Source organism: Bacillus sp. JUb11, from assembly GCF_024807925.1.
Taxonomy (GTDB): domain Bacteria; phylum Bacillota; class Bacilli; order Bacillales; family Bacillaceae; genus Bacillus; species Bacillus altitudinis.
Genome location: NZ_JANUEZ010000003.1, coordinates 220272 through 236422, shown reverse-complemented (window position 1 = coordinate 236422; position 16151 = coordinate 220272). Strand labels below are relative to the sequence as shown.

14 protein-coding genes are annotated in these 16151 nt (G+C 44.3%); all 14 read left to right on the top strand.

The window, feature by feature from the left end; genetic code table 11:
- Positions 1 to 316 precede the first annotated feature (316 nt).
- The 14 genes from M2369_RS07255 to cydC all read left to right on the top strand — a co-directional run bounded on the left by M2369_RS07255 (position 317) and on the right by cydC (position 16097).
- Positions 317 to 775: an NEAT domain-containing protein gene (locus M2369_RS07255; RefSeq protein WP_007497924.1), complete on the top strand. Its 459-nt coding sequence runs from the start codon at positions 317 to 319 to the stop codon at positions 773 to 775.
- 20 nt (positions 776 to 795) lie between these two features.
- Positions 796 to 1452 (top strand): heme uptake protein IsdC, encoded by a 657-nt coding sequence (isdC, locus tag M2369_RS07250; protein ID WP_061420953.1) that lies wholly within the window; start codon positions 796 to 798, stop codon positions 1450 to 1452.
- A gap of 19 nt (positions 1453 to 1471) precedes the next feature.
- Positions 1472 to 3280, top strand: a complete 1809-nt coding sequence (locus M2369_RS07245; protein WP_041507987.1) for an NEAT domain-containing protein — start codon at positions 1472 to 1474, stop codon at positions 3278 to 3280.
- Between the two features lie 76 nt (positions 3281 to 3356).
- Positions 3357 to 4244 carry a heme ABC transporter substrate-binding protein IsdE gene (gene isdE, locus M2369_RS07240; RefSeq protein ID WP_061420671.1) on the top strand — a complete coding sequence of 296 codons (888 nt, stop codon included), beginning with the start codon at positions 3357 to 3359 and terminating at the stop codon, positions 4242 to 4244.
- A 33-nt stretch (positions 4245 to 4277) separates the two neighbouring features.
- The gene (locus M2369_RS07235) at positions 4278 to 5264 is read left to right on the top strand and encodes a FecCD family ABC transporter permease (protein ID WP_007497915.1); all 987 of its coding nucleotides are present in this window, start codon (positions 4278 to 4280) and stop codon (positions 5262 to 5264) included.
- Positions 5251 to 6021: an ABC transporter ATP-binding protein gene (locus tag M2369_RS07230; protein WP_041507985.1), complete on the top strand. Its 771-nt coding sequence runs from the start codon at positions 5251 to 5253 to the stop codon at positions 6019 to 6021. Before M2369_RS07235 ends, M2369_RS07230 begins: the two co-directional genes overlap by 14 nt.
- 26 nt (positions 6022 to 6047) lie before the next feature.
- On the top strand, positions 6048 to 6797 hold the full coding sequence (srtB, locus tag M2369_RS07225; RefSeq protein WP_168948368.1) for a class B sortase: 750 nt from the start codon (positions 6048 to 6050) through the stop codon (positions 6795 to 6797).
- Between the two features lie 18 nt (positions 6798 to 6815).
- Positions 6816 to 7754: an ABC transporter substrate-binding protein gene (locus M2369_RS07220; RefSeq protein ID WP_061420669.1), complete on the top strand. Its 939-nt coding sequence runs from the start codon at positions 6816 to 6818 to the stop codon at positions 7752 to 7754.
- Complete coding sequence (locus M2369_RS07215) at positions 7751 to 8764, top strand: FecCD family ABC transporter permease (RefSeq protein ID WP_008345586.1); 1014 nt, start codon at positions 7751 to 7753, stop codon at positions 8762 to 8764. Before M2369_RS07220 ends, M2369_RS07215 begins: the two co-directional genes overlap by 4 nt.
- 1 nt (position 8765) lies before the next feature.
- Entirely contained in the window at positions 8766 to 9887 is a 1122-nt protein-coding gene (isdG, locus tag M2369_RS19350; RefSeq protein ID WP_193803934.1) for a heme oxygenase, read from the top strand.
- 329 nt (positions 9888 to 10216) lie between these two features.
- Entirely contained in the window at positions 10217 to 11632 is a 1416-nt protein-coding gene (locus tag M2369_RS07200) for a cytochrome ubiquinol oxidase subunit I (protein WP_041507981.1), read from the top strand.
- Complete coding sequence (gene cydB / locus M2369_RS07195) at positions 11619 to 12635, top strand: cytochrome d ubiquinol oxidase subunit II (RefSeq protein WP_163116100.1); 1017 nt, start codon at positions 11619 to 11621, stop codon at positions 12633 to 12635. The genes M2369_RS07200 and cydB overlap by 14 nt, the downstream gene beginning before the upstream one ends.
- Positions 12635 to 14371: a thiol reductant ABC exporter subunit CydD gene (gene cydD / locus M2369_RS07190; protein ID WP_251185127.1), complete on the top strand. Its 1737-nt coding sequence runs from the start codon at positions 12635 to 12637 to the stop codon at positions 14369 to 14371. The genes cydB and cydD overlap by 1 nt, the downstream gene beginning before the upstream one ends.
- On the top strand, positions 14361 to 16097 hold the full coding sequence (gene cydC / locus M2369_RS07185) for a thiol reductant ABC exporter subunit CydC (protein WP_193803930.1): 1737 nt from the start codon (positions 14361 to 14363) through the stop codon (positions 16095 to 16097). Before cydD ends, cydC begins: the two co-directional genes overlap by 11 nt.
- The last annotated feature ends 54 nt before the right edge of the window (positions 16098 to 16151 follow it).

Here is a 16151-nt window from a genome sequence, read left to right as displayed (position 1 = left end):
AGTCAATAGTATGAAAAATGATGTTGACAATAATTTCATTCATCATATAATATCAAGGAGAAGAGGGTTCTTTTCCCTGTAATGGAATGGGGAGGTTATGCCATGGTATCATGAATGGGACAGATTACCTAAACCGTGTATCACTACATCATGTAGCAACAGACATCTTTGACTTGTCGAAAGCAAAGATTTATTTTTTGGTCTCTATTGATAATGATTATCATAATCATTTATGAGTGTGATTCATACGCTGATAAAGGTTATTTTTTTTATTGTCTATTGAGAATAATTATCAATATCATTTAGGAGGATATATATGAAATCACTTCGTTCAGCATCACACGTCTTATTATTCTTTAGCTTTGTTCTATTGTTTGCTCTAGCCCCGGTTAGCTCTGCCTCAGCAGCAGGTTTAGCAGATGGTCAATATTCAGCACAATATGTTGTATGGAAAGCAGACAGTGATTCAACGTCAACAGCAAATACGTATTTTGAAAAACCAGCTAAGCTTGTTGTGAAGGACGGAAAAATCAAAGCGCAAGTCACGTTAACGAACAGCTCTTGGATTACAAGCTTTAAAACATTGGATCAAGGTGTCTACAAAGATGCGAAGGTGATCAGTACAAACACAGCTGCTAATAAGAGAACGGTAGAGTTCAATGTCAACAGCCTGACAGATGTTGTACCAGCTAAAGTGAGTGTGACTGTACCGGTCATTGGATATACAGGCAATTACGATATTCGCGTCAAGTTTGATGCAGCAACTGTTCAATAAAAAGGGAGGAAATTCATTTGATGAAAAAATGGATCAGGATGCCAGCCTTCATGGCTGCATTGCTTCTGGCACTTATACTGCCTTTTTCAAATGCACAGGCTGCTTCATTAAATGATGGTACATACTCCGTCAATTACACTGTGATGAAGGCCGAAGGAACTGCCGTTTCGATGGCAAATGATTACTGGCTGAAGCCGGCAAAAGTGATCGTGAAAAATGGCAAGCTGACTGTGCAAATGACCATTAAAAACAGCAGCTGGGTAACGGAATTTAAAGTGCCGGGAAATGGTGGCTATGTCGATACGACGGTTCTATCAACGAATAAGAAAGCCAATACAAGGCTTGTTCAATTCCAAGCACAGAGTTTAACTAAACCAATCAAGTCAAAAATCCATGTCACAGTCAAATCGGCTGATTATGATCACGACTATACCATCCAGCTGAAATTCGATGAAAGCAGCATCAAGTCACTTTCTTCTGACAGTTCAAAAGAAACAGCAGGTGCAGCAAAACATCAAGAATCATCAAAAGAAACAACCAAAACAACTGATTCATCCACCAAAACAAAACAAGAAGAAAATCCTCAAACTGGTGATACAAGCCAGATGGGATGGCTCTTTGTGCTTGTCTTATGTTCAGGCGGGTTTTTAGCGAGAAAGTGGATCATCAAGCATTAACGGAAGGAAGTGTCATCTTTTGAAACGTCTTTTTCATCTACAGACAGCTATTCTGCTCGTTTTATTCAGTTTGTTGACTGCGTTTCAGCTGCCTCAAGGAACGGCTCAGGCGGCATCATTGGTTGATGGTGAATATACGGCCGGATTCACCATTTTAAAAAATGGCAGCACTGAAGCATCCATGATGGATACGTATACAGAAAAGCCAGCTAAGCTCGTCATCGAAAATGGCAAGACGACTGCCTATCTTACGCTGAAGCAAAGCAAAGAAATCACAGATTTCAAGGTCGAACAAAATGGCTCTCTCGTCACCACTGAAACGGTCAGTGAAGATGAGACAGCGAATACGCGTGTGATCAAATTTGATGTAGCAGATGTATCAGCCAAATTAAATGGCTGGGTCAAAATTTACTGGGACTTAGGCGGCTTTATTTATGATGAGGCGTATGACGTACAGATCGCTTTCGACGAGAGCAGTCTCACACTTGTCACGCCTGCGAAGCCAGACGATAGTGAAACAACACCAGATGATCAAAACGGTACGACGCCAGGCGACAGTGAAACAACACCAGATGACCAAAATGGCACGAAGCCGGGCGACAGTGAAACAAAGCCGGATGATCAAAGCGGTACAACACCAGACGATCAGCCGACCACTCCTGATAATAACAATGGCACAACACCAGTTGATTCACCGCAGAACCAATTAAAAGATGGTGTGTATCGTATCAACTACAGTGTGCTGAAGGGCGATGAGGATGAGGCATCTCGGATGAGCCAATACTTCTCACATCCAGCATCGTTAACCGTTAAAAATGGAACGCAAACCGTTTCCTTTACGGTGAAGGATCATACGTCAGTTGATTCTTTGAAAATAGAGAAAAACGGTTCTTATCAAGAAGTGGAAAACGTGAGCACAGATCAAGCAAAGAACACAAGAGTGGTTTCATTTGAAGTGTCTGATCTGAAAAAAGCAGTTAACGGAAAAGTACACATTGTGGTAGCAGCCGCTCACTATGATCAAACGTACGATATTCGTTTTCAATTTGATTCAAAAAGTATCTTTCCACTGAAGGACGGTCAAATAGAGGAAGAAACACCGGCTACACCAGAAACACCAAAACCAAATAAACCAGCACCAGACACAACGAACGGCGGAACGAATCAAGAGACAGTTCAGCTAAAAGACGGGGTGTACAAGCTTCCTTTCTCAATGAAGAAAGCGGACAAGGATGAGCTTTCTCGCATGAACGATTACGTCGTGAGCCCTGCGACATTGGTGGTGAAAAATGGCCGCCATTTCGTTTCATACACTGTGAAGAACAGCTCAGCCATCACGTCGTTCCAAGTAGGAACCGGCGGTAAATTTGAAGAGACGCTAGTTGCAAAGACTGATCAAAAAGCAGATACACGAGTGATTCAATATGAAGCAAAAAGTGTAAGCAGTGATCAGGCAGCACGCGTGAAAATTGACATTCCAGCTGCCAATTATCATGAGCAGTACGATGTCAAACTTGTCTATGATACGAAAGGCATTTCACTTGGTGAAGGAAGCGGAATTGCGACGGTGATCGGAGACGATGAGAGCATCGGCTTTGTGAAAAATCCGAATGATCACGATTCTCAACCAAGCCAGCTTGCGAATCTCGCCCCTGAGGAAACGGGTGCAGAGCAGATGACCTTTACGCCATCAGATGACCAAACCAAGTCTGAGACAAGTCAGCTGAACCCAAAAACAGGAGATACTTCACTTCTTTGGGTGTACATTCTTTTATTCGGCGGATCACTATTCGTGCTCGTCAGAAAGTATCAAACTCGTACAAGATAAAGAATCTATGTTAAGTGAGGTGCGCCATTCATCTCGGCGCATCCACTTCCTTTTTTCGAAAGGAGGCTTCTGTTTTTTGAAGCATCGAATGTTATGTACCCTGATCACGGCTCTATGTGTGTGCGTCTTCTTAGCAGGCTGCTCACAATCAGCTGAAAGCTCAGCGAAAGGCAAAAAAAGCACAGCATCAAATGCCCGCATTGTGGCAACGACTGTAGCTGCTGCTGAGATCATGGATGCGCTAGAGGTAGATCTTGTCGGGGTGCCAACAAGTCAAAAATCCTTGCCGGCTCGATACAAAGGACTCCCAGCAGTCGGTAACCCAATGAGCCCAGACATGGAAATCATCCAATCACTTCAACCGACAGATGTCCTGTCTGTCACGACCCTTCAATATGATTTAGAAACGCCTTTTCAACAAGCTTCTGTCCCTGCGACATACCTCAACCTTGAGAGCCTGGACAAGATGGAGAACACCATCACAAAGCTTGGAGAAAAATATGATAGAAAGACACAAGCGAAACGCATTGTGGATGATTTTGAACAAAAAAAGAAAGACATACAAGAGAGAACGAAGGGAAAGACGAAGCCATCCGTTCTCATTTTGCTTGGTGTACCAGGCAGTTATTTAGTGGCAACAGAGAATTCGTATATCGGTGATCTTGTGCGTATTGCAGGAGGAAAGAACATCGTAAAAGGTGAGAAAATGGAGTATTTGGCATCCAATACGGAGTATTTACAAAAAGCCAATCCAGATATCATTCTCCGAGCCGCACATGGGATGCCGGATGAAGTCGTCAAAATGTTTGATCAAGAATTTAAAACAAATGACATCTGGAAACATTTCCATGCGGTCAAACAAGACCGGGTGTACGACCTCGAAGAAAGCTTATTCGGGACAACAGGCAATTTAAAGGCAGCAGAGGCATTAGATGAATTGACTCGTATGTTGTATCCGTCATAAGCGGCGAATCTTAATGATAAAAGGACGTTCAAGATGAAAAAAACAGGGATTTTATTTCTGATAGTCAGTCTCTTACTAGCCGGCGTATTTATTTATTCCGCCATTACGGGGAGCATTCATGTTACACCGATTGAATTATTGGAAGGGCTTATGACCGGTCAACATGCACAGGTAGAAATCATTAAAGATTTAAGAATCCCCCGCATGCTCATTGCGATGTTTACAGGGGCGGCTTTATCTGTCTCCGGTGTCCTCTTGCAGTCTGTGATGAGGAATCCATTAGCAGATGCCGGTGTTATTGGTATTTCATCAGGAGCTAGCTTCTTTTCTTTAATGGCAATTACAGCGCTTCCTCAATTTTATTTCTACTCTCCTTTATTTTCAGTTTTAGGCGGGGCAATTGCCTGCTTCCTCGTATACGTGTTGTCTTGGAAAGGCGGCTTAAGCCCGATTCGAATGATTCTGGTGGGGATCGCCATCAATGCCATGTTTACAGGGATGGCAGAAGCGTTTGTGACCATTTGCAGCTATTTCAATATCACCATTAATCAGTCTGGACAGTCAAATCTGACGATGAAAACGTGGGGAGATGTCCGTTTAATCGGTGTCTATGGCGTCATTGGGCTTGTGGTTGCGCTTTTCTTTAGCAGATGGTGTAACTTGCTTGCCCTTCAAGATAAGACGGCGAAAAACTTGGGATTGCGTGTGACCAGAATGCGCCTTTTGATTTCAATCACGGCGGTGTTATTAGCAGCGGTGACTGCTGCGGTAGCGGGCGTGATTGCCTTTGTCGGTTTGCTCATTCCCCATATCTCTAGAAGGCTCGTCGGCTCGGACCATCGGGTACTGATTCCATTTTCTGCGTTAAGCGGGGCCTTGCTCATTTTGACTGCTGATACGCTCGGCAGAACGCTTGTGGCACCAAATGAAATCCCTGCTTCTACAATCATGGCTGTCATCGGCGGGCCGTTTCTGATCTTTTTATTAAGAAGGGGGGATCGTCTGCATGGACATTCGTGAGGTGTCGTTTTCCTATGATCGGCAGAGGAACATTGTTCAATCGGTCACCACGCACATCGAAAAGGGGAAAATTACGACCATTATCGGTCCAAATGGCTCGGGCAAAACCACGCTGCTTTCCTTGATGGCACATAACCATTGTCCACATAAAGGACAGATTCACTTAGATGGACAAGAGCTGAATGCGTTCAAGCCAAGGGAACTCGCGAGAAAGCTGGCAGTCGTACATCAGCAAAATGAAGCGCCGCTCGATTTAACGATCGAACGAGTCGTGGCATTTGGGAGAACGCCGTACCAGACGATGCGCGGCAGTGACAAGGAAGAAGATGAGAAAGCAATTGAGTGGGCACTGTCCTGTACAAAGCTGACGGATAAGCGAAAGGTGCCTCTCGCCTCATTGTCAGGTGGAGAACGGCAGCGTGTATGGATTGCGATGGCTTTAGCGCAAAAAACACCGATCCTTTTCTTAGATGAACCGACGACTTATTTGGATATGTATTATCAATTTGACATTCTGGAGCTCATTCGAGAGCTCAATGTCGAGCATGGATTAACCATCGTGATGGTCCTGCACGATATGAATCAGGCGATTCGCTATAGTGATGTCATCATCGCCATGAAAGATGGACAAATTATCCGCGAAGGACGGCCAAATGATGTGTTAACAGAAGAGATGGTGCGGCACATTTATCATGTGTCCGTCACAATTAAGCAGGATGCAGAAACAGGGATGTATATCGTGCCTGTAGGCATATAAGTTGTGCAAAAAGCAGGTGAGACAGTGTGAAACGAGGGAAAAGAATCGGGCAGCGAATGCTGACGATCGTCTGTTTAGGTGTTTTTCTATATAGCGGTACTGCCATTGGCTTGGAGCTCTTTGGTTATTATCAAAATCGTCAGGTGCTTGCAAAGGCTCAGACACTTTACACACACGAGGATGGAATGAAACAGCGAAAACCTGGAGAAATCCGTCAGTCATTTGATGATTTGCGAAAGGTGAATCAAGACATTGTCGGTTGGATTGATATGAAGGACACGATGATTCAGTATCCAATTGTTCAGTCAAACGATAATGCATTCTATTTAACTCGTAATTATGTAAAGGATGACACACGGGCAGGCAGTATCTTTATGGATTACCGTAATGACGTCTTGCATGAAAGTCCCAATACAGTGTTGTACGGTCATCGGATGAGGGATGGGTCTATGTTTGCTGGTCTCACAAACTATTTGAAAAAAGATTTCTTCCAAGATCATCGCACATTTCAGTACGATACGCTGTACCAAAGCTATGAAGCAGAGATTTTTGCTGTGTATGAGACGACAGTCGATTTCGATTATATTCAGACTGATTTTCAAGATCTTGGTGAATATGCGCACTACTTGCAAGCTGTGCGTAAGAAGTCCATCTATCAAACGAAAACAGACGTATCCACAGATGACTTGATTCTCACATTATCGACCTGTGATCACGTGCTGGCACCTAAAAACAAGCGTCTCGTGGTACAGGCGAAGCTAAAGAAAGTTTACTAGAAAAGGAGAGACAGACGGTTGAAATGTTTACATGTGGTTTGGGCAGGACTCGTCGTCGTGCTTCTCCTCGGCGGATGCAGCCAGGCGGCGCCTGTCGAGAATGGGAGCGGGCAAGGTGCGCTCAACATTCAGGATTTTGCCGGCAGAACATTATCGTTTCATGAATCACCTGAACGGATCGTCTCGTTGTCAACTGGCGACATGAGCATCATTTATGCCTTAGGTGGCCAGGTGGTCGGCCGGCCAACTGCCGAATTGCCAGACAATCTACAAAAGGCAAAGTCCGTACAATCAATTGGCACAACCCATCAATTTGATGTCGAGCTGATCACGAGTTTAAAGCCCGATGTGGTGCTTGGGAATGAATCATTAAACAGCAAGGATATCTCTACTATAGAAGGAATTGGTTCACAGCTTCTTTTGACAAGTGCCAACTCAGTGAAGGACATCCAGCGTCAAGTTACTTTATTTGGTGATTTACTTGGAAAGCAGCAAAAGGCCAAAGCGCTCAATGCTCAAATCGATCAGCGGATCAAGCAAGTGAAGCAGCCTGAGAAAAAAGTAAAGACACTCGTTGTATATGGTGCGCCCGGCACATATATGGCGGCACTTCCACAATCTTTAAGCGGTGATCTGCTGCGGATCGCTGGTGGGGCGAATATTGCTGAAAATGAACCAGCACTCGAAAAGTTTCCGCAATATGCACAAATCAATGCAGAAAAGGTAATCGAGGCCGATCCAGATCTCATTTTGCTGATGACACATAGCAATCCTGAAGATGTCAAAGCAGGCTTTATGAGTGAAATGAAGCAAAATGCGGCGTGGCACGATGTATCAGCTGTCAAAAATGGACACGTTGAGATTCTGCCAAGTGACCTATTCGGGACAAATCCAGGCGCAGAAGTCATCAGAGCGATCGATGAATTAGAGAAGAAATTGAAGCGATTGTCATCATGAAGATGAATGCAGAACTAGATTTTCAAAAAAGGCAGTCAAGACGAAAATGGCTGTTACCAGGATTGTTTCTCTCTTTATGTGTGGGCGTCTGTCTAGGACTTGCGGTAGGTTCTGTCCAATTATCGCTGACGGATTTAATGGCTGTGTTCACGGGATCAGGTCTGCCTGTTCATGAAAAAATTGTCATGGATTTACGGCTGCCGCGTGTGCTCATTGGTTTTCTCGTTGGGGCCTGTCTCGCAGCATCAGGGGCGATTTTACAAGGAGTTGTCCGAAATCCACTTGCTGACCCTGGGATCATTGGTGTGACTGCGGGCGGCGGGTTAGCTGCTGTACTCAGCATGATTGTTCTTCCGCAATTCACGTATTTGCTTCCGGCAGCCGCTTTTCTGGGCGCCTTATTAGCAGCTCTTGTCGTGTATATGCTGTCATTTGATCAAGGGGTTTCACCGCTTAAATTGATCTTGGCAGGTGTTGCCGTCAATGCCCTGCTTGGTGCGGTGATGAATGGGTTTATGGTGCTTTATAGTGAGCGTGTGCAGGCTGTTTTGCCTTTTCTATCAGGGGGGTTAAACGGACGGAGCTGGCATCATCTTAGCTTTGTGTCGCCATATGCGCTGGCTGGATTATGTCTTTGTTTTTTTGCCATTAAACCGTCCAATCTCCTTTTGCTTGGCGATGAATCGGCTCAGCTATTGGGCCTTCGAGTAGAACGGACTCGATTTTTTCTCATTGCGCTGGCCGCTCTTTTAGCTGGAGCGGCTGTCAGTGTCAGCGGTTTAATCGGTTTTGTCGGACTTGTGGTGCCTCATTTTATCCGTCTTTTAATCGGAGATGATTACCGGTATTTGCTGCCGATTTCAATGCTTGGAGGGGGCGTGCTTGTGGTCTTTGCCGATACAGCAGCACGGGTCTGGTTTACACCGGTTGAATTGCCTGTCGGGATTTTGCTTGCCTGCATCGGTGCACCTTTCTTCCTCTATTTATTAAAAAAGAAAGGGAGGGGTTAAGATGGATGTCATTGCAATGCATGACGTGAGTCTCAGTCAAGGCGGCTTTCGGCTGTCTTCCATTTCAGCAGCTGTTCCTAAAGGGAGTGTAACCGGAATCATTGGCCCGAATGGGTCAGGTAAGTCGACTTTTATCAAAGCGGCCGCACGACTGACCTCAATCGAAAGCGGCATGATTTACATTCACGACATCCCGCAAAAAGAGATGACGGCAAAGGAGATCGCCAAGGAGGTGGCGGTTCTCATGCAAACAAGAACCGCCATTCCATCGATGACAGTACGTGAACTGGTCGCACTTGGACGCAGTCCGCACCGTTCCATCTGGAAAAAAAGCAGTACGTCAGATCATGAAGCGATTGAGTGGGCGCTTGAGGTGACGAATAGCCGCATCAATGAAAACAGAATGCTTCATACATTGTCAGGCGGAGAAAGACAAAAGGCATATATTGCAATGGCACTGGCTCAGAAGACAGAGACCATCATTCTGGATGAGCCAACCACTTATTTAGACATTGCGCATCAGCTTGAATTACTGGAGCTGCTCAAACAGCTGAATCAAACACATGGCATCACCATTTTAATGGTTCTCCATGACTTGCAGCAGGCCGCAAAATATTGTGACCGTCTCATTGCTATGAAGCGAGGTCAGGTGCATCAAATTGGCTCACCAAAAGAAGTGTTAACAGAAGACTTTTTCAAGGAGGTTTTTGGGATTCAGGCAGAGGTTCACTTAGACGGTGAGCATCCACTCATTATCCCAATCGCCTCCATTCAACAACCAAAGGGAGATGAACCAAACATGATTATTGTAAATAACCAAGTAAGAGTAGAAAAAGGCAGTGCCGACCACCTTGTTAAACGGTTTAACAAGCAGGGACAAGTAGAATTTATGGAAGGCTTTTTAGGTATGGAAGTATGGGTCACTCAGCAGACAACTGATTACGATGAAGTGACCATTCACACCCGCTGGAATCGAAAAGAAGATTTTGTGAATTGGACAAAATCTCAGGCATTTGGTGATGCGCATGCTCATGGAAAGGCGAAACCTGAAGGCCTGTTAAAAAACAAAATTACGTACTATGAAGTGCAAGTCACAAGACCCGCTTTACAGAAAAAAGCCTAAATATTCAAAAGCGCTGCAGCGAAAAAGCAGCGCTATTTTTTTTGTGATTGTCTCTTTCCGTCACATATTTTTGACAAAGTATTCAAACAACTGACACAATCCTATCCAAATTTTAGGTAAAATTTACTTTATTTTTGAAGCGCATGGGTGTAAAGTACAGGTATAAATAACTAACCGAATGAAAATCAAGAGTAAAATTTCACCGAGTGAACTATATCAAATGGACTTTCACTTGTGAATCATTGAACAAATAGTGAACTTTTTGTGAAATAGTGAGCATAAATATCTCGAATCATTCGGCATGCGAAAGTAAGGGAGGATGTAAGGCTGTGAGTGAGCTGTTTTTAGCAAGATTTCAATTTGCCTCAACGACATTATTTCATTTTATTTTTGTTCCTATGTCTATAGGTTTGGTATTTATCGTTGCTTTGATGCAAACCCTTTATGTGGTGAAGAAAAAAGACATCTATAAAAAGATGGCAAAATTTTGGGGTCACCTTTTCTTAATTAACTTTGCAGTAGGTGTGGTGACAGGGATTCTGCAAGAATTCCAGTTTGGGATGAACTGGTCAGATTATTCAAGGTTTGTCGGTGATGTCTTTGGTGCACCGCTTGCCATTGAAGCGCTATTGGCCTTTTTCCTTGAATCGACCTTTATTGGTCTTTGGATATTCGGCTGGGACCGTCTACCGAAAAAAATTCATTTGTTATGTATTTGGCTTGTTTCTCTTGGTACGATCTTTTCGGCGTTTTGGATTTTACTCGCCAACTCATTTATGCAGGAGCCAGTCGGATTTGTGATTAAAAATGGCCGTGCAGAAATGAATGACTTTGGCGCTCTTGTAACGAACCCGCAACTTTGGGTAGAGTTCCCGCACGTTCTGTTTGGTGCATTGGCAACCGGTGCTTTCTTTATCGCAGGAGTTAGTGCCTTTAAAATGATCAAAAAACAAGAAGTCGCCTTTTTCAAAAAATCTTTCCAGATTGCCATGGTGCTTGCTTTCATTTCTGGCGTAGGTGTGGCGTTCTCTGGACATGATCAAGCGAAGCACTTAATGGAATCACAGCCGATGAAGATGGCAGCAAGTGAAGCCCTTTGGAAGGATAGTGGAGATCCAGCGGCTTGGACACTATTTGCCAACATTGACACAGATAAAAAAGAAAACTCTGCGGAGATCAATATTCCGTTTGCTTTAAGTTACTTGGCTTACTCGAAGTTTAGTGGAGATGTGCCAGGTATGCTGACCCTTCAAAAAGAATATGAAGCAAAGTTTGGTCCTGGAGATTACATTCCGCCAGTCAAAACAACCTTCTGGAGCTTTAGAATCATGGTGGGTGCCGGCATGTTGATGATTTTTGCTAGTATGATTGGTTTGTATTTGAGCTTTAGAAAAAAACTAGAATCAAACAAATGGTATTTACGCTTCATGGTATGGATGATTGCGTTCCCGTTTATTGCAAACTCAGCGGGCTGGATCATGACGGAAATTGGGCGTCAGCCGTGGACAGTCTTTGGTATGATGACAACCGCACAATCCATTTCACCAAACGTATCGTACGGCATGTTGCTATTCTCAGTCATTAGCTTTACGACCATTTATCTGATTCTTGCCATCGTGCTTGCCTACTTATTCATTCGAGAAATTAAAAAAGGTGCACATTCTGAAGAGAATACAGATCAAAAGGATGAAACGGACCTGTCTACAGATCCATTTGATGGAGGCGCATATCATGGCATATCTTAACGAGATTTGGTTTATTCTTGTCGCAGTATTGTTTGTTGGATTTTTCTTCTTAGAAGGATTTGATTTTGGTGTCGGGATGTCCATGCAACTGCTTGGAAAAGATGCACATGAGCGCCGCATTTTAATCAATACGATTGGCCCTTTCTGGGATGCGAATGAGGTCTGGCTGATTACAGCTGGCGGGGCTATTTTCGCCGCTTTTCCTCACTGGTACGCTACGATGTTCAGCGGATACTATATTCCATTTACGATTCTCCTATTAGCGCTCATTGGGCGGGGGGTCGCCTTTGAATTTAGAGGGAAGGTCGAGAAGGCTTCATGGATCAAAACGTGGGACTGGGTTATCTTCTTTGGTAGCCTGCTTCCGCCATTTTTACTCGGAGTGCTTTTCACAAGTATGTTACGAGGAATGCCCATTGATCAAAGCATGAATATGTACGCTGGATTTACAGACTTTGTGAATCTTTATTCAGTAATCGGCGGGGTAGCTGTGACGGTGCTTTGCCTCCTGCATGGATTGATTTTCGTCACACTCCGCACTGAGGGTGATTTAAGAAATCGTGCAAGAAAGCTCGGTCAGCGTGTTTTATTGATTGCACTACCAGTTCTTGTTCTATTTGTTGGTGTGTCTATTCTTGAAACAGACATTTATACCGTGCGTCCGATCATCACAATCCCTTTAACTGTACTCATTGTGGTTTGTTATGTAGCGGCTCTATTCTTTATGAGAAAAGAGCGTGATGGATGGACATTTTTATTCACAGGTGCAGGTATTATGGTGACGGTGACCATGCTTTTCACAGCATTATTCCCGCGTGTCATGATTAGTTCGATCAACCATGCATTCGACCTCACCATTCAAAACGCTGCATCAGGATCTTATTCACTGACGGTCATGACGATTGTTGCCATTTCTTTGCTACCTTTTGTGCTTGGGTATCAAATCTGGAGCTACTATGTCTTCCGTAAACGTGTAAGCGGTAAGGAGCCAATGACCTACTAATGGATAAACGTTTGCTTCAACTAAAAGGAATGAGGGGGCTTCTTGCCCTCTTAGGTATTGTGTCAATCATCCAAGGAGCAAGTATTATTTTTCAAGCACAGTGGCTGGCACATGCCATAACAACGCTGTTTGACGGGAAGAGCCTCATGCAGGCAACGCCTTATGTCTTGCTGTTTCTTGCTGCCTTTCTGGTGCGGCACGGTCTCACCTTGATGCGGGAGAAGGTCATGTTCACCTATTCTTCCCGGATTGGAGCAGACGTGAGAAAGCAGCTGCTGGACCAGCTTTTCCGTTTAGGTCCAGCTTTCACGAAGAAAAAAGGAACAGGAAAGCTTGTGACATTGGCGATGGAGGGCATTGCCCAATATCGTCAGTATTTACAGTTGTTTTTGCCGAAAATGGTGAACATGGCAGTTATTCCGGTGATGGTGCTTGTCTATGTTTGGACATTAGATGAAACATCTGCTGTCATTCTCATTGTCACGCTGCCGATTTTAATTGTTTTTATGATTTTGCTAGGACTTGTCGCTCAGCGTAAAGCGGCCAAACAATGGAAATCGTATGAGAAATTATCCAATCATTTTACTGATTCTCTCCGTGGCCTTGAAACGCTTCGCTACTTAGGGATTAGCAAAAAGCATTCTCGTAATATTGGAGAGGTCTCAAAGCGTTATCGAAAGGCGACGATGAGCACACTGAAAGTCGCCTTTCTTTCATCTTTTGCTCTTGATTTCTTTTCTATGCTGTCCATTGCGACTGTCGCTGTATTTCTCGGCTTGCGCTTAATTGAAGGAGATCTTTTGTTATTGCCCGCTTTGACCGCACTGATGCTTGCGGCAGAATATTTCTTGCCAGTCCGTGAAGTGGGAAATGATTATCATGCGACGTTAAACGGTAAAGAAGCGAATGAGGCGATTCAAGTGATTTTAGAGGAAAAGGGCTTCCGAGAGCAGGAGACACAATCCGTGCAGCTGAACGAGTGGAATGAGCAATCTGAGCTCACACTGCAAGGTGTCAGTGTGTTGCATGATGAACATGCTCCTTATTCGATTCAGGATGTCGATTTCACTGTGAAAGGAAAGAAAAAGATTGGGATCATCGGTGCCAGTGGTTCGGGGAAATCGACGTTAACGGATGTTCTCGGCGGTTTTGTTGAACCGTCTGCAGGTGAAATCATCCTAAACGGCAAGCCGCTTGCTCATTTACAGCTGGCGGCATGGCAAAAAGAAGTCGTTTATATGCCGCAGCATCCTTATTTATTTCACATGACACTGAGAGAAAACATTCGTTTTTATGAACCGAATGCAACAGATGAAGACGTCGAAAGAGCGGTGCAAGAGGCAGGTTTGTCTCAGCTCGTAGCCGATCTCCCCAATGGACTGGATGAGGTCATTGGCGAACAGGGCAGAGGACTGAGCGGTGGACAAGCGCAGCGGATTGCCCTCGCTCGCACAGTGCTCGGCCAGCGATCCATTATGCTGTTAGATGAACCAACGGCTCATCTGGATATTGAGACAGAGTATGAATTGAAGAAAACAATGCTTCCATTGTTTGAAGATAAACTTGTGTTTTTAGCCACACACAGACTTCATTGGATGACGGATATGGATGAAATCATTGTGATGGATCATGGGACGATTGCAGAGATGGGAACTCATGAATCATTAATGGAAAGAAAAGGTGTGTACTATCAATTGGTACAGGAACAAATGGGGGCGGTCACACATGGTCAGTAAAGGCTGGTTTATACCTTATATCAAGGAGAATCAAAAGCTGTTTGCCTTGGTGCTTTTTTTAGGAGCGATTGCGGTGTTTTCTGCTTCTATGCTCATGTATACGTCAGGGTTCCTCATTTCAAAAGCTGCCACAAGACCTGAGAATATCTTGATGGTCTATGTCCCAATCGTGGCAGTACGTACCTTTGGTATTTCACGCTCAGCTGCTCGTTATGCAGAGAGACTGGCGAGTCATCAGCTCATTTTGACGATGATTGAAAAAATGCGGGTACGTCTTTATGACATGGCTGAACGAAGTGCCAAACAGACTAAGCTTGGAACAGGTGAAATGCTTGGGCTGTTATCAGAAGATGTGGAGAGATTACAGGATGCGTATTTAAAAACAATTTTTCCATCCATCGGTGCGCTGCTTTTATATGCCGCTTCGATTGGAGCACTTGGGCTTTTCTCATGGCCTTTTGCCGGGTTGATGCTGCTTTATATGGCGCTGCTCGTATTTGTATTCCCATATATCACAGTACTTGTGAACCGGGCACGACAAATTCAAATGAAGAAAGGCAGAAATGAACTGTACAGCCATTTAACAGATGCCGTCATGGGCGTGAGTGACTGGTTGTTTAGCGGCAGACAGAACGATTTTGTTGAAGGCTATGAACGAAAAGAAGCAAAGCTATTAGCGCTCGAAGCGGCAAAGCATCGGTTTATCCGTCTACGCCAACTTTTAGCACAACTAGTCATTGGAGGAGCAGTCGTCCTTGTTGTGTATTGGAGTGGCTCAGTCGTTCAGGTTGGTTCTATGCCACACACGCTCATCGCAGCCTTTGTGCTTGTGCTGTTTCCATTAACAGAAGCCTTTCTTCCGCTGTCAGATGCAGCAGGTGATATTCCTGTTTATCAGCATGCCGTCAGCAGATTAAATCATTATGAAGAGCAGTCGTATGAAGGATTAATGAAGAGGGAGGCAGCAGACGAGACACCCGTCTCTGATGGCGTTGAAGCGGTCTGTTTTGATCAAGTCACCTTCGGATATGAAGTAGATCAACATGTACTAAAGCATTTTTCGTTTTCCCTGAAGCAAGGTGAATCGCTCGCTCTTTTAGGAAAAAGCGGTGCAGGCAAATCGACCATTTTAAAATTGTTAGAAGGGGCAGTCGTGCCAAATCAAGGGGTTGTCAGCATTCAGGGGAAACCAGTACAAAGCATTCAAGAGGAGATATCCTCTTATGTGTCTGTGCTCAATCAACAGCCCTATTTATTCGATACGTCTGTTTTAAACAACATTCGCTTAGGTTCTCCAGAAGCGACAGAAGAGCAAGTAAAAGAAGCCGCGCGGCAAGTGCAGCTGCACGATTACATTGAGTCTTTGCCAGAAGGTTATCACACAGGTGTACAAGAGACAGGGGTTCGTTTCTCTGGTGGAGAAAGACAGCGTATGGCTCTAGCACGGATTTTGCTGCAAAACACACCGATTGTTGTATTAGATGAGCCAACTGTCGGGCTTGATCCACGCACAGAGCGTGAATTGCTTGAAACGATCTTTCGCGTGTTAAAAGGAAAAACAGTCATTTGGATCACCCATCATCTCACTGGCTGTGAGGCATGTGACCGTATGATGTTTATTGAAGGTGGACGCATTGAGATGGAGGGGCAGCATTATGATTTGCTGAAAGAAAATGTGCGTTATCAAAAGCTGTATGAAATGGATCGTCCATTTTCGAACGTGTAAAAAATGTATGACAAGAACGTTCGGACAGAAGATTTCTGCCCGAACGTTTTTTTG